Annotated in this window: 20 protein-coding genes and 1 pseudogene; 8 read left to right on the plus strand and 13 right to left on the minus strand. The window is 50.7% G+C overall.

All coding sequences use genetic code 11. The features are described from left to right. The first annotated feature begins 10 nt into the window (after positions 1–10). Entirely contained in the window at positions 11–928 is a 918-nt protein-coding gene (locus Q0R57_RS05940) for a glucosaminidase domain-containing protein (protein ID WP_294744631.1), read from the plus strand. Here Q0R57_RS05940 and Q0R57_RS05945 read toward each other — a convergent pair. Next, positions 914–1279: a 2-amino-4-hydroxy-6-hydroxymethyldihydropteridine diphosphokinase gene (locus Q0R57_RS05945; RefSeq protein ID WP_294744633.1), complete on the minus strand. Its 366-nt coding sequence runs from the start codon at positions 1277–1279 to the stop codon at positions 914–916. The two genes, Q0R57_RS05940 and Q0R57_RS05945, sit on opposite strands and share 15 nt — an antisense overlap. Before the next feature lie 65 nt (positions 1280–1344). Next, positions 1345–3648: an NADP-dependent malic enzyme gene (locus tag Q0R57_RS05950; protein WP_294744634.1), complete on the minus strand. Its 2304-nt coding sequence runs from the start codon at positions 3646–3648 to the stop codon at positions 1345–1347. 106 nt (positions 3649–3754) lie between these two features. Here Q0R57_RS05950 and Q0R57_RS05955 point away from each other — a divergent pair, with 106 nt between their 5' ends. Continuing rightward, positions 3755–4387 carry a TetR/AcrR family transcriptional regulator gene (locus tag Q0R57_RS05955; RefSeq protein ID WP_294744636.1) on the plus strand — a complete coding sequence of 211 codons (633 nt, stop codon included), beginning with the start codon at positions 3755–3757 and terminating at the stop codon, positions 4385–4387. Positions 4388–4494: 107 nt separating this feature from the next. On the opposite strand, the gene Q0R57_RS05960 is transcribed toward Q0R57_RS05955, so the two are convergent. From Q0R57_RS05960 to nusB, 6 genes are all read right to left on the minus strand, one after another. After that, complete coding sequence (locus Q0R57_RS05960) at positions 4495–6081, minus strand: mannitol dehydrogenase family protein (protein ID WP_294744638.1); 1587 nt, start codon at positions 6079–6081, stop codon at positions 4495–4497. A gap of 2 nt (positions 6082–6083) precedes the next feature. After that, positions 6084–6527: a DUF5606 domain-containing protein gene (locus Q0R57_RS05965; protein WP_294744640.1), complete on the minus strand. Its 444-nt coding sequence runs from the start codon at positions 6525–6527 to the stop codon at positions 6084–6086. A gap of 16 nt (positions 6528–6543) precedes the next feature. Next, entirely contained in the window at positions 6544–7095 is a 552-nt protein-coding gene (coaE, locus tag Q0R57_RS05970) for a dephospho-CoA kinase (RefSeq protein WP_294744642.1), read from the minus strand. Continuing rightward, positions 7095–7946: a YbbR-like domain-containing protein gene (locus Q0R57_RS05975; RefSeq protein ID WP_294744644.1), complete on the minus strand. Its 852-nt coding sequence runs from the start codon at positions 7944–7946 to the stop codon at positions 7095–7097. Before Q0R57_RS05975 ends, coaE begins: the two co-directional genes overlap by 1 nt. Before the next feature lie 147 nt (positions 7947–8093). Then, positions 8094–8423, minus strand: coding sequence for a preprotein translocase subunit YajC (yajC, locus tag Q0R57_RS05980; RefSeq protein WP_294744646.1), 330 nt, complete (start codon positions 8421–8423; stop codon positions 8094–8096). A gap of 28 nt (positions 8424–8451) precedes the next feature. After that, positions 8452–9390 (minus strand): transcription antitermination factor NusB, encoded by a 939-nt coding sequence (gene nusB / locus Q0R57_RS05985; RefSeq protein WP_294744648.1) that lies wholly within the window; start codon positions 9388–9390, stop codon positions 8452–8454. Between the two features lie 205 nt (positions 9391–9595). Between nusB and Q0R57_RS05990 the strand changes: the two genes are divergently transcribed. Genes Q0R57_RS05990 through queF form a run of 5 tightly spaced genes read left to right on the plus strand, consistent with a single transcriptional unit; the run spans position 9596 to position 12895 of the window. Then, positions 9596–10192 carry a 50S ribosomal protein L25/general stress protein Ctc gene (locus Q0R57_RS05990; protein WP_294744650.1) on the plus strand — a complete coding sequence of 199 codons (597 nt, stop codon included), beginning with the start codon at positions 9596–9598 and terminating at the stop codon, positions 10190–10192. A gap of 16 nt (positions 10193–10208) precedes the next feature. Beyond that, entirely contained in the window at positions 10209–10793 is a 585-nt protein-coding gene (gene pth / locus Q0R57_RS05995) for an aminoacyl-tRNA hydrolase (RefSeq protein ID WP_294744652.1), read from the plus strand. Positions 10794–10843: 50 nt separating this feature from the next. Next, entirely contained in the window at positions 10844–11287 is a 444-nt protein-coding gene (locus tag Q0R57_RS06000) for an RNA-binding S4 domain-containing protein (protein ID WP_294744654.1), read from the plus strand. 24 nt (positions 11288–11311) lie between these two features. Beyond that, on the plus strand, positions 11312–12406 hold the full coding sequence (locus Q0R57_RS06005; RefSeq protein WP_294744655.1) for a hypothetical protein: 1095 nt from the start codon (positions 11312–11314) through the stop codon (positions 12404–12406). A gap of 12 nt (positions 12407–12418) precedes the next feature. Continuing rightward, entirely contained in the window at positions 12419–12895 is a 477-nt protein-coding gene (gene queF / locus Q0R57_RS06010) for a preQ(1) synthase (RefSeq protein WP_294744657.1), read from the plus strand. A 36-nt stretch (positions 12896–12931) separates the two neighbouring features. Here queF and Q0R57_RS06015 read toward each other — a convergent pair whose 3' ends face one another. The 5 genes and pseudogenes from Q0R57_RS06015 to Q0R57_RS06035 all read right to left on the minus strand — a co-directional run. After that, complete coding sequence (locus Q0R57_RS06015; protein WP_294744659.1) at positions 12932–13735, minus strand: hypothetical protein; 804 nt, start codon at positions 13733–13735, stop codon at positions 12932–12934. A 62-nt stretch (positions 13736–13797) separates the two neighbouring features. Then, entirely contained in the window at positions 13798–14550 is a 753-nt protein-coding gene (locus tag Q0R57_RS06020) for a TIGR02172 family protein (RefSeq protein ID WP_294744661.1), read from the minus strand. Positions 14551–14697: 147 nt separating this feature from the next. After that, positions 14698–15675 carry a 6-phosphofructokinase gene (pfkA, locus tag Q0R57_RS06025; protein ID WP_294744662.1) on the minus strand — a complete coding sequence of 326 codons (978 nt, stop codon included), beginning with the start codon at positions 15673–15675 and terminating at the stop codon, positions 14698–14700. Positions 15676–15783: 108 nt separating this feature from the next. Beyond that, the gene (locus Q0R57_RS06030; RefSeq protein ID WP_294744665.1) at positions 15784–18921 is read right to left on the minus strand and encodes a TIM-barrel domain-containing protein; all 3138 of its coding nucleotides are present in this window, start codon (positions 18919–18921) and stop codon (positions 15784–15786) included. 19 nt (positions 18922–18940) lie between these two features. After that, a pseudogene (locus Q0R57_RS06035) lies at positions 18941–19114 on the minus strand (helix-turn-helix domain-containing protein); the annotation flags it as partial. Between the two features lie 264 nt (positions 19115–19378). Here Q0R57_RS06035 and Q0R57_RS06040 point away from each other — a divergent pair. Beyond that, positions 19379–20704 (plus strand): glycoside hydrolase family 5 protein, encoded by a 1326-nt coding sequence (locus Q0R57_RS06040; protein ID WP_294744667.1) that lies wholly within the window; start codon positions 19379–19381, stop codon positions 20702–20704. Position 20705 lies beyond the last annotated feature (1 nt).

Below are 20705 nucleotides of genomic sequence, written 5' to 3' on the forward strand. Positions count from 1 at the left end.
TGAAGAAGATATGAAGAGGAAAGAATGGTTGACGATTGCATTATGGATGTTCTGTGTGCTGACTGTCTCGGCTCAGGCAAAATGGAATGCCCGCTATCAGCGTTACATAGACCAGTATAAGGACTGCGCCATTGAGCAGATGCTGAAATGGAAGGTGCCGGCCTCTATTACGTTGGCACAGGGACTGCTGGAGAGTGGCGCTGGCGAGAGCACGCTGGCTCGCAAGGGTAACAACCATTTCGGTATCAAGTGTCATAACTGGTCAGGGGGCACGATGTATGTCGATGACGATAGGCGTAACGAGTGCTTCCGTACCTATCGCTCGGCCTTCGACTCCTATGAAGACCATTCGCGTTTCCTGGCATCAGGTCAGCGCTATCGTAGCCTCTTCAAACTGAAGATTACTGACTATAAGGGATGGGCGCGAGGCCTGAAGGCTGCTGGCTATGCCACCAATCCCAGATATGCCGAGTCGCTGATAGACATCATTCAGCTCTATAAGCTCTATGAATACGACAAGGCTAAGGACTACGACAAATTTATGACGCAACATGCCAAAGATCATAATGTGGGCGGACAGCCGCTGCATCCCATTGGCATGTATAATAAGAACTACTTCCTCTATGCCCGCAGGGGCGATACCTTCCGTTCTATTGGCGAGGAGGTGGGCATCTCGTATAAAAAGCTGGCTCGCTATAATGAGCGCGACAAGAACGACGTGTTGAAGGAAGGCGAGGTGGTGTGGCTGAAGAAGAAACAGAAGCGTGCCGCTAAGGAATATAAGGACCGTCCGCACTATGTGCGTCAGGGTGAGTCGATGTATTCTATCGCACAGAAATACGGCATCCGTTTGGAGTCGCTCTATAAGATGAACAAGCTGAGTCCCGACTATGATATCAGGGTGGGCGACCAGTTAAAGCTGCGGTAACAGCAACTTGACATAGTGGCGGTCCCAATCGGCCAGATGATGGCGCACACCATCATATTCCAATATGTCGAGGTCTAAGCGAACGATGCCCTGCTGACGGTCTTCTGTGCTGCGTCCCATCTGTCGCTCTATGGCTTTCAGTTGTTCGTTCAGTTGTTCAAAGGTCAGCTCCGTGTTGGCTTTCACCATCTGGTTCAGGTATGGGTCCTTGCGTTTGCAACCTATGGGTTCTGTCCAGATGGCATTGGTATAATGTGTAAAAGTAAGAATCTGCTCGAGACACAAGCGTGCTTCGGGCAGATTCTTTTCTGCATCGCAGTTAGCGGCTAATGAAAGGATAACCTGATGCATACATTCTCAATTCTTTTAGTCGGCGTTCCGCCTTTGTAAAAGCGGCAAAGCCGAGCGATCAATTCTCAACTGTTGCGACTATTGATACGTGTCTTCACCTTGTCCACATAGGCGTCGATGGTTGCCACAGCCACGATGTTCACTACGTCGCGGACAGAGGCACCGAAGTCGATGAAATGGATAGGCTTGTTCAGACCCATCTGGATGGGGCCGATAATCTCAACGTCGGCATCGAGCATCTGCAGCATCTTATAGCTGGAACGGGCCGAGGTGAGGTTGGGGAATATCAGCGTGTTGACATCCTTGCCCTTCACGCGTGTGAAAGGATACTGCTCGTCGCGCAGTTCTTTGTTCAGAGCGAAGCTGATCTGCATCTCACCGTCGATGGCCAGGTCAGGATACATCTGCTGCATCTTCTCTACAGCATGACGCACCTTCTGGGCACCGTTGCTCTGGCTGGAACCGAAGTTAGAGTGCGAAATCATCGAGATGACGGGCTTTTCGTTGAAGAAACGAACGGCAGTAGCTGCCAACTTGGCAATATCGACAAGGGTGTCAGTATCAGGATTCTCGTTCACCAGCGTGTCGGCTACATAGAGCGTACCCTTGGGTGAGTTGATGATATGCATGGTGCCGAAGTGGTTGTACTCAGGACGGATACCAATGACCTCGTTGACAACCTTGATGGTGTTAGAGTACTTGGTATAGAGACCTGTGATGAATGCATCGGCATCGCCAGTCTCGACCATCATCATGCCGAAATAGTTGCGTTCGAACATCTTATCGTTGGCCTCCTGGAAGGTGTAGCCATCGCGCTGACGTTTCTCTGCCAGTATCTTGGCATAGCGCTCGCGACGTGACTGTTCGTTAGGATGACGCAGGTTCACAATCTCGATGCCTTCGAGGTTGAGGTCCATCTGCTTGGCCATCTTCTCAATGACCTCATCATTACCCAGCAGGATAGGCTGACAGATACCTTCGCTCTTGGCCTGTACAGCAGCCTTCAGCATGGTGGGGTGAATAGCTTCTGCGAAGACCACGCGCTGGGGATGGGCTGCTGCGGTGGCATAGAGCTTCTGGGTGAGTTTGGTCTCCTGACCCAGCAGCACAGAGAGCGAATCCTTATACTGTTCCCAGTCCTCAATGTTTTTGCGAGCCACACCGCTGTCGATAGCGGCTTTTGCAACGGCAGCGCTGACCTCAGAGATAAGACGTGGGTCAACGGGTTTGGGAATGAAGTAATCGCGTCCGAACTTCAGGTTGTTCACCTTATAGACATCGTTCACCACATCGGGCACAGGCTGCTTAGCCAAGTCGGCAATGGCGTGAACGGCTGCCAGCTTCATCTCTTCGTTGATGGCGGTGGCGTGAACGTCGAGGGCACCACGGAAGATATAGGGGAATCCGATAACGTTGTTAATCTGGTTGGGATAGTCAGTACGACCTGTTGACATCAGCACGTCAGGACGAGCGGCCATTGCATCCTCATAGCTAATCTCAGGTACAGGGTTGGCCAGCGCGAATATAACAGGGTCTTTCGCCATTGAGCGAACCATATCCTGCGTCAACACGTTACCCTTCGACAGGCCTACGAAGACGTCAGCGTCTTTCACGGCCTCGGCAAGGGTGTGGATATCTGTGCGACTGGTGGCGAAGAAGCGCTTCTGCTCGTTCAGGTCCTGACGGTCCTGACTGATAACACCCTTCGAGTCGAGCATCACGATATTTTCCTTCTGGGCACCGATAGCCATATAGAGCTTGGTACAGCTGATGGCAGCGGCACCAGCGCCGTTGACCACAATACGCACCTTCTTGATGTCTTTTCCGTTGACCTCAAGGGCATTCTTCAGACCTGCAGCACTGATAATGGCAGTACCGTGCTGGTCGTCATGCATTACAGGGATGTCGAGCGTTCGCTTCAGACGCTCTTCTATATAAAAGCACTCGGGAGCTTTGATGTCTTCCAGGTTGATACCTCCGAAGGTGGGGGCGATACGCTCTACGGCCTCGCAGAACTTCTCTGGGTCTTTCTCGTTGACCTCAATGTCGAAGACATCGATGCCGCCGTAAATCTTAAACAGCAGGCCTTTACCTTCCATCACGGGCTTGCCGCTCAGCGCACCAATATCACCAAGTCCCAGCACAGCGGTACCATTAGAGATGACGGCTACCAAGTTACCCTTGTCGGTATACTTGTAAGCATCGTCTGCGTTCTCCTGAATCTCAAGGCAGGGATACGCCACTCCAGGCGAATATGCCAACGATAGATCTGTTTGTGTTCTGTAAGCCTTTGTGGGCTTCACTTCAATCTTTCCAGGCTTGCCTTTCATGTGGTATTCCAAGGCAGCCTCTTTTGAAATTTTAACCATAAAAAAGTGTAATGTTATAAAAATGCAGCGCAAAATTACAAAAAATCGATGAAAACCGCAAACTTTATCTATCTTTTTTGTAACTTTGCACCAGAAACTTATAGATATGCAAGAAATAAAGATTATATCAGCCTATCGGCAGTCGCTCAAGACGCGTATTCTTGAGGCTGCTTCAGATGCTTTTTCACAGAAAGGCATCAAGTCTGTTCGTATGGACGACATTGCCCAAAGCCTTAACATCTCCAAGCGCACACTTTATGAAATCTATGAGAATAAGGAGGTGCTGCTATACGAATGTCTGAAGACTTCTAAGGCACGTGCTCAAGAGGAAATGACGTTTATCGCCGCTCAGCGGGCTAATGTGATGGATATTATTTTGGATATTTATCGCTCAAAAATGTCGCAGTTGCAGAAAATCAATCCGCAGTTCTATTCCGACTTGGAGAAATATCCTCAACTGCAGTCGTTCCTTGAGGAACAGCACGACAAGGACCGTACAAAACTGAAGGACTTCTTGCGCCGAGGTATTGAAGAGGGCTATTTCAAAGGCGATATCAATGTTGATATCATAGCCAATGTCTTTGACGCCATCAATGAGTATATGAAAAACCATAAGCTCTATACAGAATTCCCGCTCGAACAGCTTTTCAACAATATGCTTTTCGTGACCATTCGTGGCATATGTACACAGAAGGGCGTGGCGGTGATTGATACTTTCCTGACGGACTCTCAGGATTGATCATTTTTTTGAAGATTACAAAAGATTGACCATTTAGTCAAGCATACAAAATAAAGATGACGGGTAGCGTGCTACTCGTCATCTTCTTTATTCTGTTGTCTTGTAACTTAGCGAGCCTGTACATATTTATGCAGGGTCTTGCGAACGGCACCTGCACCAGCGTAGAGCTCCTTCACCATACCTTCAATCTGCTCACCTAGACCTGCCTCATAGAGGTCGAGGCCGAAGACGTCAGTACGGGTGTAGAGTTGACGCAACGGACTCCAGTCCTGATCGGGCTTGCCTATCTCGAGAGGGGCGACGATGGCCTGCAGCTCGGTCAGCATGGGGTCGGGCGACGGTTCGAAGGTGGTCAGGTCATCCTTGAGTCCCTTCAGATAGCGTGCATAGCCTGCCAGCGTGAGAGGAATCAGAACGAGATTGCTCTTATCCAATCCACGAGCCACATATTTCTTCAAGGTCTCACCAAAGCGGATGGGCAACTTCTGAGACGTGTCCATCGCAATGCGCTGAGGAGCATCGGGCATGAAGGGGTTGGGCAGACGGCGGTTGATGACGGCACCAATGAACTCATAGGGGTTCAGCACGCCTGGGTCAACAACTACAGGCATTGCCTCCATATAGCCAATCTTCTGGATAAACGCACGCAGGTCTTCGTCTTTCATCTCGGCAGAGATGAGGGTGTAGTCAAGCATGCAGCCATAGATACTCATGGCGGTGTGAAGCGGATTCAGACAGGTGGTCACCTTCATGGTCTCCACCTTGTCAACAGTCTCGCGAGTGGTGTAGAGCGCACCGCCCAGGTCGAGTGGGGGACGCCCGTTGGTGTAGTTGTCCTCGATGACCAGGTACTGCACTTCCTCGGCATTCACGAAAGGTGCGGTAAAGGTGTGCTTTTCAGTCTCGATATAGTCGTTGTCCTCGAAACCGTCCTTAGCCAGCAGCTCTTTCACTTTCTCATGGGGACGCGGCGTGATCTTGTCAATCATCGACCAGGGGAAGGTCACCTTTTTCTCGTCCTTCAGATAGTCAAGGAAAGCAGCGGGTACCAGTCCGTCTTTGACCCAGCGCTCAGCATAGGCGAAGACACCAGCCTTCACCTTGTCGCCATTGTGCGAGCAGTTGTCCATCGACTGAACAGTAAGTGGCAGTTGTCCTGCATTGAATCGCTCCAGGAGCAATGCACAGACCTTACCCATAGCGAACAGCGGAGCCAGACCGCGAGCCAGATCAGCCTCGTTGAAAGTGTATCCTTTCTCTGTGATAGTGAACGAAATCATCTGCAGGCTTGGCTTCTTGAATATTTCTACAAGACGCTGCCAATCAGGAAATTGTGGGTCTGCCTTTAAAGCTTCTGTTACACTTGCTATGACCTTCTTTTCGATAGACCCGTCAGAGCAGAGATTAACACAGAGCGACAGGTTGTTGTAAGGCGCATATGCCTTGTCGATGACTTCAAAGTCGAATGTCTCAGCCACGATGACACCACGGTCGTACTTACCTGTGTTCAACGCATCGTTGAGGATGGCAGCAGGGAAGGCTCGGAAGATGTTGCCACCACCGAAATGTACCCATGTGGGTTCCTTTGCCGTCTTTTCGCGTACGGCTTTGATGTCAAACTTGGGGAGCTCATAGCCTTTGGCTTCCCACTCGGCGGCATTGTAGCTGCCAGAAAAGATTTCGTTCAGTTTCATAATTATTCCTCCTTACGGTCGTCGATATTGTCACCCTCGGTGGGGGCCATCTCTTCCTTAAAGTCGGTGATGCCGTTCTCTACGAGGATGTTGTACCATTGTATCAGTTTCTTAATGTCGCTGGTGTGCACGCGGTCGCGATCGAAGGCGGGCAACACCTTTGCAAAGTATTCTCTCAGCTCGTCGCTGCTGGCCTTCTTGAAGTCAACGCTCGACTTCTTTCCGTTCTCAAGGGTCTTCAGACTCTCGAGCACATCCATCAAGGGCACATCATCAGCATCGGTGAACATAGCAATGTCAGCCAGCGAGGTGATGCGGTCGGTGCCGAAGGCGGGCTGACGACGGTGTGTGGCATCAAGGGCTTCAACGATGAGGTTGTTCTTGCCACGTGATACCAGTTTGTAAAGTCCGGGTTTGCCGGAGATAGCTAAAATAGTCTGTTTCATATAAGTCTTATACCTTTTATATATTATTAATAATGTTGTCAATTTGGGGTTTTAGCGGTCGGCCGTCGTTGATAATCTCGTATTGCGAACGTGCCACGACCTGTTCTTGGGGCCATTGGCGCCCTATCCATTCGAGGGTTTTCTCGCGGGTGATGCCATCGCGCTGCATGATACGCTGTATGCGTAGCTCCTGTGGCGCTGTGACCACAATAACGTTGTCAACCAGTTTGTCGAAGCCCGACTCAAACAGGATGGCGCACTCCATCCATTGATAGTCGCTCGACTGGAAGTCGGCAGCTACGGCAGGATGCACGATATCGTCGATGGCGCGAGCATTGGCTTCCGACTGCAGGAGGAAACGGGCTACAATGGCCTTGTCCAGACGGCCTTCTGCATCATAGGTCTCAGAGCCTATCAGCTGGCTTAGCTGTTGTCGCAAGGCTGGCGATGTGCGCATGAGTCGTTTGGCAGCGCTGTCGCAGTCGTAGATGCAGATACCACGTTGCTCTAACAGCTTGCAGACATAACTCTTGCCGCTACCAATACCTCCTGTGATAGCTATTTTCATTAGCGTAACTCCTCTATCAGATAGTCCACCTGGTTGGTTTCGAGAACAACCTTCGTCACGCTCTCAGGCTTGCGTCTGAGTGTGATATTGCACTTGGCCGACGGGTTGCTTCCAAACTGCTCGTAGTCGGCCACAATCAGGAAGTCGTTAGCGGTCAGCGTGCGATAGTTCTTCATGCCTGTTACAAAACGTATCTTGACCTTTGCAGGGAATGTGCGCAGCACCTTTCCCTCAGGCATGTTGAGACCGCAGATGGGTACTCCCTCGATTTCTCCCTCCGTCAGCACGTCGGTCTGGAAGGTGACATTGACGCGGTCTGGCACCATTTTGACGCCGTTGATATGCTGTAGTTTCGAAACAACCAGTAGCGTGTCGTCAATGTCGGCGCGACTGAAGTCCTCTGTATCCACCCACTTGATGCTGTCGAGTTTCTGCTTGGACGCATAGACATAGACGCTGTCGGGTGTGATAGCGGTGTTCGAGATATAGTGGGTGGCTAGTGGAATGGCCTTTCCCTGACATCTCACAGGCACCTTTTTTCTCTCACCATAATTATAATAGAACGTCAGTTTCTCTGGCTTGACGGCATCGAGCTTGGTCGATGTGGGCAGTTTCTGCTGTATGAGTCGGCTTAGGTCGCTATGCGATACTGTGCCTGTACCGTTGGTCTGTGCAAAGCTGTTGAAGTCAACCTCCAGCACGTCGTTGTTGGCAGTATAGAGGAAACTTACGATATTGAATCCCTTGTCGCTGATGGTAATGTGAAGACTGTCGGTCTCGTTGGAGGTCATCACAGCGTTTTTTGGTACATTGACATATTTCACCCACATAACGGTTTCTTTGCTGTACACGTCGTTGAGCGTCGTCATAAGCCAGAAGATGCCCGAGATGACGAGGAATGCAAAAAAAATCAGAAATTCCCTATTCGCTTTACTGAACAGGAAATGTCTGATAGCGCGGAATATGCCCAAGCCTTTCAAGGGTGATAGAGCTAATGGTTATTTCTGCAAGTTGGTGCTGGCAGTGTCTTTATAGACGAAGCCTTTGTCAACGGTGATGACCACATCGCGTGCAATCTTCACGTCAACGGTGTTCTTGGCCATGTCAATGCTCTTGACGGTGCCGTAGATGCCGCCGCCAGTCACCACTGCCGTACCCTCCGTCAGTTCGTTCTGGAACTTCTGAATTTCCTTGCGTTGCTTCTGCTGTGGACGGATCATGAAGAAATACATGATTGCGAAGATGGCACCAAACATGAGAAGTGTCATGAACATGCCGTTGCCAGCCTGCTGACCGGCTTCCTGTGCTGCTAAAAAGAGATTAGTCATTTTGTTTAATAATTAATATAATGTGTTGTTATTTCTTTTCGTCTATGTGCTTCATCAGTCTGCCAGTCTTCACCAGATGACGTGCAATCGTGTCGAGCATGCCATTGATGTAAGAGGCGCTGTGAGGGGTAGAGTAGTACTTGGCCAGCTCTACAAACTCGTTGATGGTAACGCTGACAGGGATGCTGGGGAAGGTGAGCATCTCGGCCAGGGCTATCTGCATGATGATGACATCCATATAGGCCAAACGTGAAAAGTCCCAGTTGCGCGAGGCTTCTGTCATCATGCGCTGATAGTCATCGGCATTGAGTATGGTGGCACGAAACAGCTTGCGGGCATAGTCCTGCTCCTCTTCCGAGTCGTATTCGGCCAGCAGCTCCTGCTTGTCGCCGTTCTTTTCGTCGAAGCGCTTGATGGTCTTCAGTACGAAGGTGTCAACCACTTCTTTATCGTCATTCCAATAAAGACTCTGCTCCTCCAGCAGTTGGTCTAGATCATCGTTTTCCTGAATCAGGTTACGATAAATCTTGCGCCACACCTCGCGGTCGGTGGCATAGTTATCTTCGGCACTTTCCATATATTCCTTATAAATCTGGCTCTGCTCAATCTGTTCAAACAGACGACCAATGAATTCTGGCGTGTCGTTCCAAGTACGGTTCTGGGTTTCTAAGAAGTCGTTCAGTTGCCTGTTGTTCTCTAACTGCAGGGCAAAACGGTTAAACGCAAATTTCTGTGAGGGTGCCGCTGTACCTTCACGTGCGGCTTTTGTCTGGAGCACCTCCAGGCGTCGGCGCGACTCTTTGGTGACGGCAACCATGAGTGCCAGCAGGTAGTTATAGAGGTCGTAGGCCTTCGACAGGCTGAAGAACAGCTCTTTCTCTGCTGTGTCAATGTTCTTGTTACCGTTTTGATAGTACGCGTAGGTTAACTGAACAATCTTGATTCTAATGATTTCTCTATTAATCATGCGGTATATTGTTTATTATCGGATGCAAATTTAGTGATTTTTCCGTTATTACACAAATAAAACGCACTTTTTTTGTTTTTTTTGTAGAAAGAGTAGTGATTTATCAATTTTTATTCGTACCTTTGCACCCGCTTTTTTCGTGTGATGGCGAATTAAGTCAGTAATTTTAATGTTAAACAACTTAATTTAGAGTAACACAACTGTTATGAAAGAAATCGCAATCAATGGCCAGAAGCGTGAGGCTACTGGCAAGAAGGCTTCCAAGATGATTCGTAAGGAAGGTCTGGTTCCCTGCAACCTTTATGGTGAGAAGAAGGGTGAGAATGGTCTGCCCGAGGCTCTGGCTTTCACCGCCAGCTTCGCCGAGCTGCGCAAGGTCGTTTACACTCCTCATGTTTATGTCGTTAACATCACTATCGATGGTAAGGAGCATAAGGCTATCGTGAAGGAGTTGCAGTTCCACCCCACATCTGATGCTCTGCTGCACGCAGACTTCTTCGAGATCAACGAGACTAAGCCCATCACCGTGGGTATTCCCGTTAAGCTCAATGGTCTGGCTCAGGGTGTTCGCGATGGTGGTAAGCTGAACCTCTCAATCCGTAAGATTGACGTGACCGCTCCCTATAAGCAGATTCCTGAGATTCTCGACATCGACGTTACCAACCTGGGTCTGGGTAAGGCAATCAAGGTGGGTCAGCTGAGCTTCGAGGGTCTTACTCTGGCTACTCCCGCTCAGGTGGTTGTATGCTCAGTTAAGGAGACTCGTGCATCGAAGGCTGCTGCCGCCGCTGCTGCTGAATAAGGCTTAAAGTTTCGTAATGGAAAAGTACTTAATTGTTGGTTTGGGCAACGTAGGCTCTGAATACGAGATGACCCGCCACAATACAGGTTTTATGGTATTGGACGCTTTTGCAAAGGCGTCCAATATCGTTTTTGATGACCGTCGCTACGGCTTTGTGGCTGAGACGTCGCTCAAAGGCCGCAAGGTCTTTCTGCTGAAGCCCTCCACCTATATGAACCTCAGCGGCAATGCTGTGCGTTATTGGTTGAACAAGGAGAATATCGACCAGAGCCACTTGCTGGTCATCAGCGACGATGTGGCGCTGCCGCTTGGTGCTTTTCGTCTGAAGGCCAGCGGCTCAAATGGTGGTCATAATGGCTTGGGACATATCCAGCAGCTCATAGGTCAGGACTATCCCCGTCTGCGCATGGGTATTGGCAACGAGTATGCCCGTGGCGGACAGATTGACTGGGTGCTGGGACGCTATAGTGAGGAGGAGCAGCAGGAGCTGCAGCCTTCTATCAACTTGGCTGTCGATATCATCAAAAGCTTCGTGCTGGCTGGTATCGACATCACTATGAACCAGTATAATAAGCTGGGGAAGGTGAAAGGTGAAAGGTGAAAGGTGAAAGGTGAAAGGTGAAAGGTGAAAGGTGAAAAATTTGCTACCGCATGAATGAGGCAAGAATAGACAAATGGCTATGGTCGGCACGCATCTTCAAGACGCGTACCATTGCTGCCGATGCCTGCAAGAACGGTCGCGTGGCTGTGAATAATGTCAATGTCAAGCCGTCGCGCATGGTCAAGGTGGGCGATGTTATCAGCGTGCGCAAGCCGCCTGTAACCTATTCCTTCCGTATCCTCAAAACCATCGAGCAAAGGGTAGGGGCGAAGCTGCTACCTGAGATCTACGAGAATGTAACACCACAGGACCAGTACGAGCTGCTCGAGATGAATCGCATCAGCGGCTTTGTCGACAGAGCCCGCGGCACTGGTCGTCCCACAAAGAAAGATCGTCGCGCCATGGATGCCTTCGTCATGCCCTCGATGGAGGGTTTTGGCGGCTTCGATTTCGACAGCTGGGACGACGACGATGAAGAAGAAAATAATGACTAAAAACAAAGATAACGTATGAAAACGATGAAATCATTTCTTGGCATTGCTGCCCTGACAGCTCTGATGACTTCGTGTCTCAGCAACGACGATAACTATCAGGCCGGTTTTCCACAGCTCGCTGTTAAGAGCAACTATTTCTATGCCAACAACGACAAAGACACGCTCTTTGTCACCAGTTACGGCTCGTGGCAAATCAACACCACCAGCGGAGCCAATTGGTGCAAGCTCGACAGAAACTCGGGCAATGGTATGACAAGCTATACCATTCCCATCATTTTCTCACAGAACACCACGGAATCCTCGCGCGATGTTGTCTTTGACATCTTCGACAAGGAACACTCCGACACCCACGTCAGCTTCAAACTCACTCAGGTGGCTACCCGCGGCAACGGTGCCTTTGGCAATGCCGCTCTGGTGAAGAAAATCACAGGTAGCGACGGCAGTCTTTTCGAGTTCACCTACGACGATTACTATCGCCCCCTCACCGTGGTTATCTCGAAAGACGGCACACCGCTCCGCAACCTTGAGTTCACCTATAACGACTACGCCCAGACCATGCGTGTCAACTCGCAGGGCCTGCAGCTGTCGGCCACCTATACCAACAACTATCAGCCCAGGGATTTGGGCGGTAGTGGCGACACCATCGTCTTTGCCGAGCAGACCTATTACAGCCTGATGTATGCCGGCTCTGCCAGCCTCGCCTTCAATTTCGAGGAGCACCACAGCAATGGCGCCTATCAGGGCTACGGCTTCCTGCAGATGAATGCCGCCTCTCATCCCGACAGCATCAATATCGCCGACAGCCTGCGCTATCAGGCCAAGAACAGTCAGGGTTATGTGGTGGCCAGCGAGAACATGGCATTCAAGTATAGCAACGCTGACAACCGCCATCAGTCTGTCGATGTCAACCAGCTCATCCTTGGTGCCGAGCAATGCAACCCCTACCTGCTGGCGTCGCTCTATCGCCTGTGTCGCAGCTCCTATATCGTTAGTGCTGCCACCTTCCAGAATGCAGCCGACAATATCACCGTCGCTGCTGCCCTCAATGCTGACAAGAGCGTGCAGAAACTCACCGTCACCCGTCACGGCGACAGTATCGACTATACATTTGAATATTAATATCCAATCATTATGAGCAACGAACGCGAAAAAGAAGGCCTGCAATCGCTGGGCCGCAAGACTGAATATAAGTCCGACTATGCACCCGAGGTGCTGGAGACCTTCCAGAACAAACACCCCGAAAACGACTACTGGGTGCAGTTCAACTGTCCTGAGTTCACCTCGCTCTGCCCCATCACGGGTCAGCCCGACTATGCCGAAATCAAGATACTCTACATGCCTGGCGAGCGTATGGTGGAGTCGAAGAGCCTCAAGCTCTATCTCTTCTCCTTCCGCAATCATGGCGACTTCCACGAAGACTGTGTCAACGTCATCATGAAAGACCTGGTGCGCCTCATGCAGCCCAAGTATATCGAGGTCGTAGGACTGTTCACCCCTCGTGGCGGCATTAGCATCCATCCCTATGCCAACTACGGCCGTCCAGGTACCAAGTACGAGGCCATGGCCCAGCGCCGTCTTGAGAACTACCAGATGACGGGTATGAAATAATAAAAGAGGGTGTTCTGCACCCTCTTTTATTTTGTGCTATTGTACTACTTTGATATATACACCATCGAAGGCTACGCCCATGCCGAAACATTTGAGTTTATCATACAACACCGTGGTAGACTTCAATACCACGAACTTCTTGAAGAAATGGGCACTGAAGCTATAGCCGCACTCGTTGACATTATCATAATAGAAATAGTCGTGGGTTGCTTCGCCCAGTACCGCAGGACGGTTAAGGTCACTCTTTCCCTCAGCTATATTGCCAGGCGCATTGCACACCTCGAAATGTAGCTTGTACTTGCCTGCTCCACGGAACTTCACGGTGCCGCCCATCATAGCGTTATAACGGGGATTCCAGATGGAATAGGCATACTCACGTCCGATGTTCTGTGGGTCCTCGTAGTCAAGATAGTCTGTCACATCGATACGTCCGGTCTGGGCATCATCATTCGTCGTGAAGTTCTTCATAGGCAGCGATTTCACTGTTTTCGGATTCGTCCAGGTGCCTTCAGAGATATAGGGTTCCTCGTTATCATTTTCCACAATCTTGAACTGCATTATTCCTGTGATGGTGCCGTCGCTTTGGTATTCTTTCAGACTGTACCAGCCTTCATCGTTCGTTGGAGCACCAACCACTAATATGGGCGCAGGGTGCTTTGCCTTGGGATAATAGATCTCACCCACAGCAATCTCTTCACCGTTGACGGCAAATTTCAACCTGACGGGAATCTTATCACCCAATGTCCCCACGAAACTATAATCTCCTAACACATCGGCCTGTGCTGCCATTGCAAACATCAGGCAGAAAAACAATAATACTTGGGAAAAAATCTTTTTCATACTCACTTTTCTTATCATTCAATTACTTCATCGATATACATGGAGTGATTTTTATTGCAAAGCTAGCAAAAATTCTTCATGTTTTTCTGCAGGGCAGCGTCTGGCATGGGAGCGTTGAAGATCATGTCGAACATGTAGGGGACCTTGGCGGCGTAGTAGGGTAGGAGGCGCTTGGTGGCCTCGTCGATGGCTTGCGGGTCTGACGTGCCGAGATAGGCAGGGAAGAAGATGTCCCAGTGGGCTTTCATCTGCTCGTGTGTGATATGGAAAATGTGCTGAACCCTATTGTCAGGCATGTTGTGGCACATGGTCCATAGCTGCGCCAGGTCCCACTCAGGGGCGCCGTAAGCAAATTCGCCCAGGTCTATCCAGAGGTCGCGCTTGCCGTCAGTTATGATGTTGCCGATGTGCAGGTCGCCATGCAAGCAGTGTGGCGTGTCGGGCACGGTTTCCAGGAACTTCAGGGCACGTTGCTTGTAGTCCTCAGGCACTCGATTCTTCTCACGGTAGAAACGCTCTATGCGCTGCTTGTATGAGCCGAGCAGCGTGGTGTTGGCCTGCTTGGCGTGCAGTTCAAGGGCCATACGCGTAAACTTCAGCGATATTTCCTCCAGACGCTCGGGCTCTTGCGAGATGATGCGTGTATATGAGCGTTTGTTCTTGATCAGTTCGTACTCGGCTCCGCTCCTTTCGCCATCGGTAATCATACGGTAGGGCTTTGGCGACGGGATGCCCATGTCGAACACGGCGCGGGCTGTCAGGAACTCGGCCTTGGCCCTATCGGCCTCGAAGCCTGGTCTATAGAGTTTTGCCAACGAGAGACCTCCTTCTTAGTATAGGTAAGAGCCGTCCCGCCCTCGCCAGTCTGAATATAATCATTCAGATTTATTTTCTGTATTTCTTCGCTCATTGCTTTCTTTTATAGGTGCTCAGGCGAGCAAAGCTCGGAACTTCGCCCATAATCAAATACTTAGCTCGTCGAGCACGGTGATGAGGCGCTTGTCGAAACGCTTATCGGTACGGATGCACTCCGAGAAGGGCACATAGACCACTTCGTTGTTGCGGACGCCAATCATCACGTTACGCTGACCCTGCTTGATGGCCTGGATGGCACCTACGCCAGTGATAGAGGCCAGGATGCGGTCGCGAGCCGAGGGTGAGCCACCACGCTGCAGGTGTCCTAAGATTGACACGCGAACGTCGAAGCCAGGGAACTCGTGTTTTACACGGTCGGCATAGTAGAGGGCGCCGCACTTGGGACTTTCGCTAACGATGACGATGCACGACTTCTTCGACTTACGGATACCGCGTTCCATGAAGGCGGCCAGCTGATCCACATCGGTAGTCTCCTCGGGAACGATGGCAGCCTCGGCACCACAGGCGATGGCGCAGTTCTGAGCCAGGAAGCCTGCATCGCGACCCATCACCTCAACGAAGAAGATGCGCTCGTGAGAGTTCGCCGTGTCGCGTATGCGGTCCACGCACTCCATGATGGTGTTCATCGTGGTGTCGTAGCCGATGGTGGCATCCGTGCCATAGAGGTCGTTGTCGATGGTGCCGGGCAGACCGATGCAGGGAAAGTCGAACTCCACGCCGAAGTTCCAGGCGCCGGTGAGCGAGCCGTTGCCGCCGATGACGACGAGGGCGTCGATCTCCTCCTTCTGACAGGTCTCGTAGGCCTTCTGCCTACCCTCGGGTGTCATGAATTCCTTTGAGCGAGCAGTCTTTAGGATGGTGCCGCCACGGGTGATGATGCCGCTGACATCCTCGGTGGTAAACGTCTTTACCTCGTCCTTGATGAGTCCATCGTAACCACGATAGATAGCTTTGATATTAAAGCCGTTGCAGATGCCTGCACGTGTCACGGCACGGATGGCCGCATTCATGCCGGGGGAGTCGCCACCCGACGTCAAAATACCTATTGTCTTTATCTTTGCCATATTCTTATGTTTTGAATCAAAATACCTATTAATTTCTAAAACTTGCGGCAAAGGTAGTAAAAAATCTTCTTATTCCCGAACTTTTACAACTAAAATTAAGAACAATTACTATAACTGGATGGTAAGGGCCTTGCCGCTGTAATCTACCAGCTGACCTTGTGGGTTCTGGAGGTTGAGGGGCTGGGGCTTCTCCTTTGTGACATACACGATGTTGAAACGACGATGGAGAAGCATGCCTGGGAACTTGCCCTGACGAGGACCTATGGTGACGGTATGACGCGTGTCGTCGTAGCGGATGTCGATGGTGGCGTACTTACCCTGCTCGTAGTTGTAGTTGGTGCCTTCGTCCTCATAGAGCTGGAACTCACCGTCCTGACCTCCATAGACATAGAGGTTGATGAGCTCAGGAGCCTTCTCGTCGCTCCATTGCATCTCGGGGCCGAAGGGAATGATGGCACCCTCGCGCACAAAGACTGGGATACGCTCATAAGGGGCGGAGACGACGAGCCTGCGGCTCGTGAATTCTTGGACGAGCCAAGCGGCAGAGTCGAGCGGAGAATTGAGAGTTGAGAATTGAGAATTTGCTGCCGCCGTTGATTCTCCTTTGTCGATTATCAATTGGCCTGAATAAAGGTCGTACCAGCCGCATTGGCGAGGGAAGTAGACGGAGCGGTTGCGAGCCTTGTAATAGCCAACAGGACAGGCCATCAGCGCAGGACCGAGCATCCACTGGTTGCCTATATCCTTCACATTCTCGTCGCCGTTGAAGTCCATGACCAAGGCACGCATCAGGGTGTAGTCGCGGAAGTGTGCCCAGCCTGCCAGTGAGTAGAGGTAGGGCATGAGCTGATAGCGCAGACGATCGTAATAGACGAACGACTTATAGGCTGGATGGTTATCAGGCGCAATGTTCCAAATCTCGCGCAGCGGCCACTGGCCGTGACTGCGGAAGAGGGGGATGAAGGCGCCGAACTGGTTCCAGCGGCATTGCAACTCGCGCCACTCCTTCAGGTCTTCGTTTTCCTGACCCGTGCGGTCGAACAACTGCTGGGCCCTTACATAGCGGTTCTCAACGCAGAAGCCGCCCTGGTCCATGCCCCAGAAGGGGATGCCAGAAAGCGAGTAGTTCAGACCTGCCGTCATCTGTGCACGCATATCCTCCCAACGGGTGCCGATGTCGCCGCTCCACGTGGCGGTGGAGTAGCGCTGCAAACCTGCAAAGCCACTACGAGTCAAGAGGAAAACACGAGGCTCGTTTATTGGACTATTTGACGATTTTCGATTTGACGATTTCTTCCACGTGTTGCGCTGTCCGTCGTAGATGGCCATGGCATTGACGAGGGAATAGGCATTGAAGTATTCTGTTGACGTGCCTAGGGCTGTGGGGCCGCAGAGGGCCTTGCGATACCACATGGGGGTGCAGTCGCGCACATTGGGCTCGGAGGCATCCATCCACCAGGCATCGATCGATTTACTCAAGCCAGTATAGAGCTTTTCGTCCATCTGGCGCCAGAACACCTTGCGGGCTTCGGGGTCGTAGGCATCGTAGAAACCGTTCTTATAGCCAGGGCCTACCCAGTCGTGGATATCGTCGGTGGGACTCTGGTTGTACATCCAGCCCTTGGCGTCGAGCTCCTTGTAGTTGTCGGTGTTGACGTAGAACTTAGGCCAGACACTAATCATGAAGCGACCATGCATCTGGTGGACGCTGTCGAGCATCTGCTGTGGGTTGGGGTAGCGCGAGGCTTCGAACTCGTGGCTGCCCCACTGGTCCTCAGGCCAGTAGTTCCAGTCCTGCACAATATTGTCGATGGGTATCTGGCGACGACGGAACTCAGCCAGCGTGGATAGTAGCTCATCCTGCGTCTTATAGCGCTCACGGCTCTGCCAGAAGCCCAGCGCCCACTTGGGATAGAGCGAGGCCTTGCCTGTCAGCGTACGATAGCCAGAGATAACCTTGTCGAAGTTCTCGCCAGCAATGAAGTAATAGTCCATATCCTGAGCCATCTCGCACCAAATTGAAAGTTCTTCGCCGAGCGAAGCGGCAGAGCCGAGCGGAGAATTGAAAATTGAAAATTGAGGGTCGGCCACACGCAGGCCACAGTACGACTCGCCGCCATCGGGCTGCCACTCTATGCGCAGGTGTACACGTTTGCCTGGCCGCAGGGACACATTAAACTTATATGCATTTGGGTTCCACGCCGTGCGCCAGCGTTCAGCCACCACTTCCTTGCCGTCGATATACACGCGGATGTAGCCAGCGTAGTACAAAATAAATTGATAATGGAGAATGGAGAATTGAGAATTATTGTCGGCACTCCCATTCTTCAGAGGCTCGATGAAACCTTCGTAGACGACATTGGCGCCAGCGAGATTGAAACCCTGCGGCAGGTTCTTGATGCCGCCATTATCAGTTTTCAGGGCAATCTCAGACTTGGCGGGTGTACCATACTCATAATAAAGAGAGTCCTCGTCGCGTACCAGCGTCTTGCCTCTTGCATCGACGTAGGTGCCTGTGAGGTGACCCTCGCGACCCTGTTTGTCGTAGAGCTTGAAGGCACGGTTCAGTTGCAGGTAATCGTTGGGATTGCCAAAACGACAATACGAATAGGCATCCCACAACAAACCGTAGCCCTTGTTGGACAGCACGAAAGGAATCGACACCTTGGTGTTATACTGGAAGAGGTCCTCGTTCTTGCCCTTCATATTGAATTCTTCCGACTGGTGCTGACCCAGGCCGTAGAAAGCCTCGTCGTCAGGCGAGTTGAAGGTCATCTGCCACGAGAGGCCATGCTTCTGCTCCTCAGTAGGCTGCACGCCGCCCTTGATGCCCAGCTCGCGCTCAGGCACGGTATAGTCCCAGAAACGCTTACAGTCCTCGTTAGCCAGTCTCACATTCTTGCTGTCGAAATACTCAATATGGCCCGTAGCCTTGCTGACCACAGCGCTGACGTTCTTAGCTTTTACCGTTACCGTCTCGTCGCTTTCCTCGATGCTATAGCTGCCCTTGGCAGGCGCCTGTTGTGGCACAATCATGAGGCTCTGGGGCTTCTGCGGCAGTTGGTCTTTCGAGGTAGCCCGCACGCGGATGATGTTGTCGTTGATAACCTCCAGTCGGACCACTTTCGACTGGCCGCCATCGGGATGTATGGTGACGATGTTACCTTGGGTCTTTACATCGGCAGCAGCTGCCGTGAGTGCGAAACAGGTGAGGGCAAGAAATGCCACGAGTCTGAAATCTTTCATGTCGTTATGTAGAACGTTTTTATGTTTTCTGTTTATATTCTGAGGGTGTCATGCCGTATTCGGCCTTAAAGTTCATGGTGAAGCTCTTCACCGTGGTGAAGCCTACGGCATAGGCTATCTCCGTGACTTGCATCTGCGAAGTTTCCAGGAGGGCTCTGCCGCGTTTGATGCGGATGGTACGAATGAACTCTGCAGGTCCCTGACCACCTTCTCACGCTGCAAATATACGATTTTATTTCCGAATCAGCAGCTTATTTAACATACTTTTTCCCATTTCTGATGTACAAGCCACGAACCATGCGGCGCGAGAAATCATGTTGCGCGGAAGACAAAAATGTTGCCAATGAAACATTATTTACTTTTTATAAGACATTATTTCCTTTCTAATTGGAAAAAAAGTTGTAACTTTGCAACGTAAACTTAAAAAACTGAATATTACGCTTTTATGATGAGCAAAATGAAACATTTTTTTTTGCTGTTGACACTACTGATGCCTTTCACCGCTTCAGCACAGTCGGCATCGGATACATCATGGCCCACGGCTATGGAGATGGCTGCCGAAATGTATCCGGGTTGGAATCTTGGAAATACGTTGGAGCCTGGTCCCTGTGACTGGATTAGTAACCCCATCAACTGGGAGACAGCTTGGCAAGGTTCAAAGACCACACAAGCCATCATCGACTTTGTTAAGGCACAAGGCTTCCGTTCCGTGCGCATACCTTGTTCTTGGTTCGTACATTGTGATGCGAACTATAACATAGACAGCAACTGGCTGGACAGGGTGCAGCAGATAGTGGACTATTGTTTGAAGGATAGTCTCTATGTGGTGCTCAATGATCATACTGACAATAATTGGGTAGAGCGCTCCTTTGCAGAACGTACCGAGTCGTCAGTCAGTAAGAATTGTTTTATCATGGGGATGCTGTGGAAGCAGATTGCCAACCGCTTTCGTGACTACGATCACCGATTGCTCTTTGCTGGCATGAACGAACCTGATGCTGCTGGTGACAATAGCAACGACAAGGAGGGCGACATTGCCACACTGATACGCTATGAGCAGGCTTTCGTTAATGCAGTACGTCAGACGGGTGGCAATAATGCCAAGCGAGTACTTGTGGTGCAGGCTCCCAGCACCAGTGTTGACTTGGCTACTAACTATGATGTGATGCCTCAAGACAACGTGTCTAATGCTATGATGCTTGAGGTACATTTCTATTCTCCTTATAATTTCACCATGATGACTAAGGACGAATCGTGGGGAAACCAGGCTTACTATTGGGGAAGCGGTAATCATGTTAGCGGCTCAATACATAACGCCACTTGGGGCGAGGAGTCGTATATGCAGAGTCAGATGAGACAGATGAAAAACAAATACACCTCGAAGGGTATTCCCGTCATCATGGGAGAGTTTGGAACTCTTTGGCGTGTGATGCCAGAAGGTGAGGACCAAGATAAGCATGATGCCAGTATCTACTCCTGGTACTATACCCTTTGTCGCTATGCTGTACATAATGGTGTTGTACCTTTCGTATGGGATACCAACTACTGTCAGCGCCCCTCGATGGATGTGTTGAACCGTAAGACACTTACAGTATTCAACCAACTGGCCCTCGATGGTATCATCAATGGTTGTGCTTCTGTTGACTGGCCCTATACTGGCATCAGTCATGTAGTTCGAGACACATTCGCAACAGATATCGCCTACGACCTGCAGGGGCGGCCTTTAAACAATACTTCTACAAAAGGTGTTTATATTTTGAATGGAAAGAAATACATCAGATAAT

The organism is uncultured Prevotella sp. (assembly GCF_946407605.1).
Taxonomy (GTDB): Bacteria; Bacteroidota; Bacteroidia; order Bacteroidales; family Bacteroidaceae; genus Prevotella.

Bases quoted from the DNA above. Each gene is read 5' to 3' on its own strand.
- Q0R57_RS06000 (WP_294744654.1), top strand. From the start codon at position 10,844: ATGAATGAGGCAAGAATAGACAAATGGCTATGGTCGGCACGCATCTTC.
- coaE (WP_294744642.1), bottom strand. From the start codon at position 7,095: ATGAAAATAGCTATCACAGGAGGTATTGGTAGCGGCAAGAGTTATGTC.
- Q0R57_RS06005 (WP_294744655.1), top strand. From the start codon at position 11,312: ATGAAATCATTTCTTGGCATTGCTGCCCTGACAGCTCTGATGACTTCG.
- queF (WP_294744657.1), top strand. From the start codon at position 12,419: ATGAGCAACGAACGCGAAAAAGAAGGCCTGCAATCGCTGGGCCGCAAG.
- yajC (WP_294744646.1), bottom strand. From the start codon at position 8,423: ATGACTAATCTCTTTTTAGCAGCACAGGAAGCCGGTCAGCAGGCTGGC.
- Q0R57_RS06015 (WP_294744659.1), bottom strand. From the start codon at position 13,735: ATGAAAAAGATTTTTTCCCAAGTATTATTGTTTTTCTGCCTGATGTTT.
- Q0R57_RS05940 (WP_294744631.1), top strand. From the start codon at position 11: ATGAAGAGGAAAGAATGGTTGACGATTGCATTATGGATGTTCTGTGTG.
- Q0R57_RS05965 (WP_294744640.1), bottom strand. From the start codon at position 6,527: ATGAAACAGACTATTTTAGCTATCTCCGGCAAACCCGGACTTTACAAA.
- nusB (WP_294744648.1), bottom strand. From the start codon at position 9,390: ATGATTAATAGAGAAATCATTAGAATCAAGATTGTTCAGTTAACCTAC.
- pfkA (WP_294744662.1), bottom strand. From the start codon at position 15,675: ATGGCAAAGATAAAGACAATAGGTATTTTGACGTCGGGTGGCGACTCC.
- Q0R57_RS05950 (WP_294744634.1), bottom strand. From the start codon at position 3,648: ATGGTTAAAATTTCAAAAGAGGCTGCCTTGGAATACCACATGAAAGGC.
- Q0R57_RS06040 (WP_294744667.1), top strand. From the start codon at position 19,379: ATGAAACATTTTTTTTTGCTGTTGACACTACTGATGCCTTTCACCGCT.
- Q0R57_RS05955 (WP_294744636.1), top strand. From the start codon at position 3,755: ATGCAAGAAATAAAGATTATATCAGCCTATCGGCAGTCGCTCAAGACG.
- Q0R57_RS05960 (WP_294744638.1), bottom strand. From the start codon at position 6,081: ATGAAACTGAACGAAATCTTTTCTGGCAGCTACAATGCCGCCGAGTGG.
- Q0R57_RS05945 (WP_294744633.1), bottom strand. From the start codon at position 1,279: ATGCATCAGGTTATCCTTTCATTAGCCGCTAACTGCGATGCAGAAAAG.
- pth (WP_294744652.1), top strand. From the start codon at position 10,209: ATGGAAAAGTACTTAATTGTTGGTTTGGGCAACGTAGGCTCTGAATAC.
- Q0R57_RS05990 (WP_294744650.1), top strand. From the start codon at position 9,596: ATGAAAGAAATCGCAATCAATGGCCAGAAGCGTGAGGCTACTGGCAAG.
- Q0R57_RS06030 (WP_294744665.1), bottom strand. From the start codon at position 18,921: ATGAAAGATTTCAGACTCGTGGCATTTCTTGCCCTCACCTGTTTCGCA.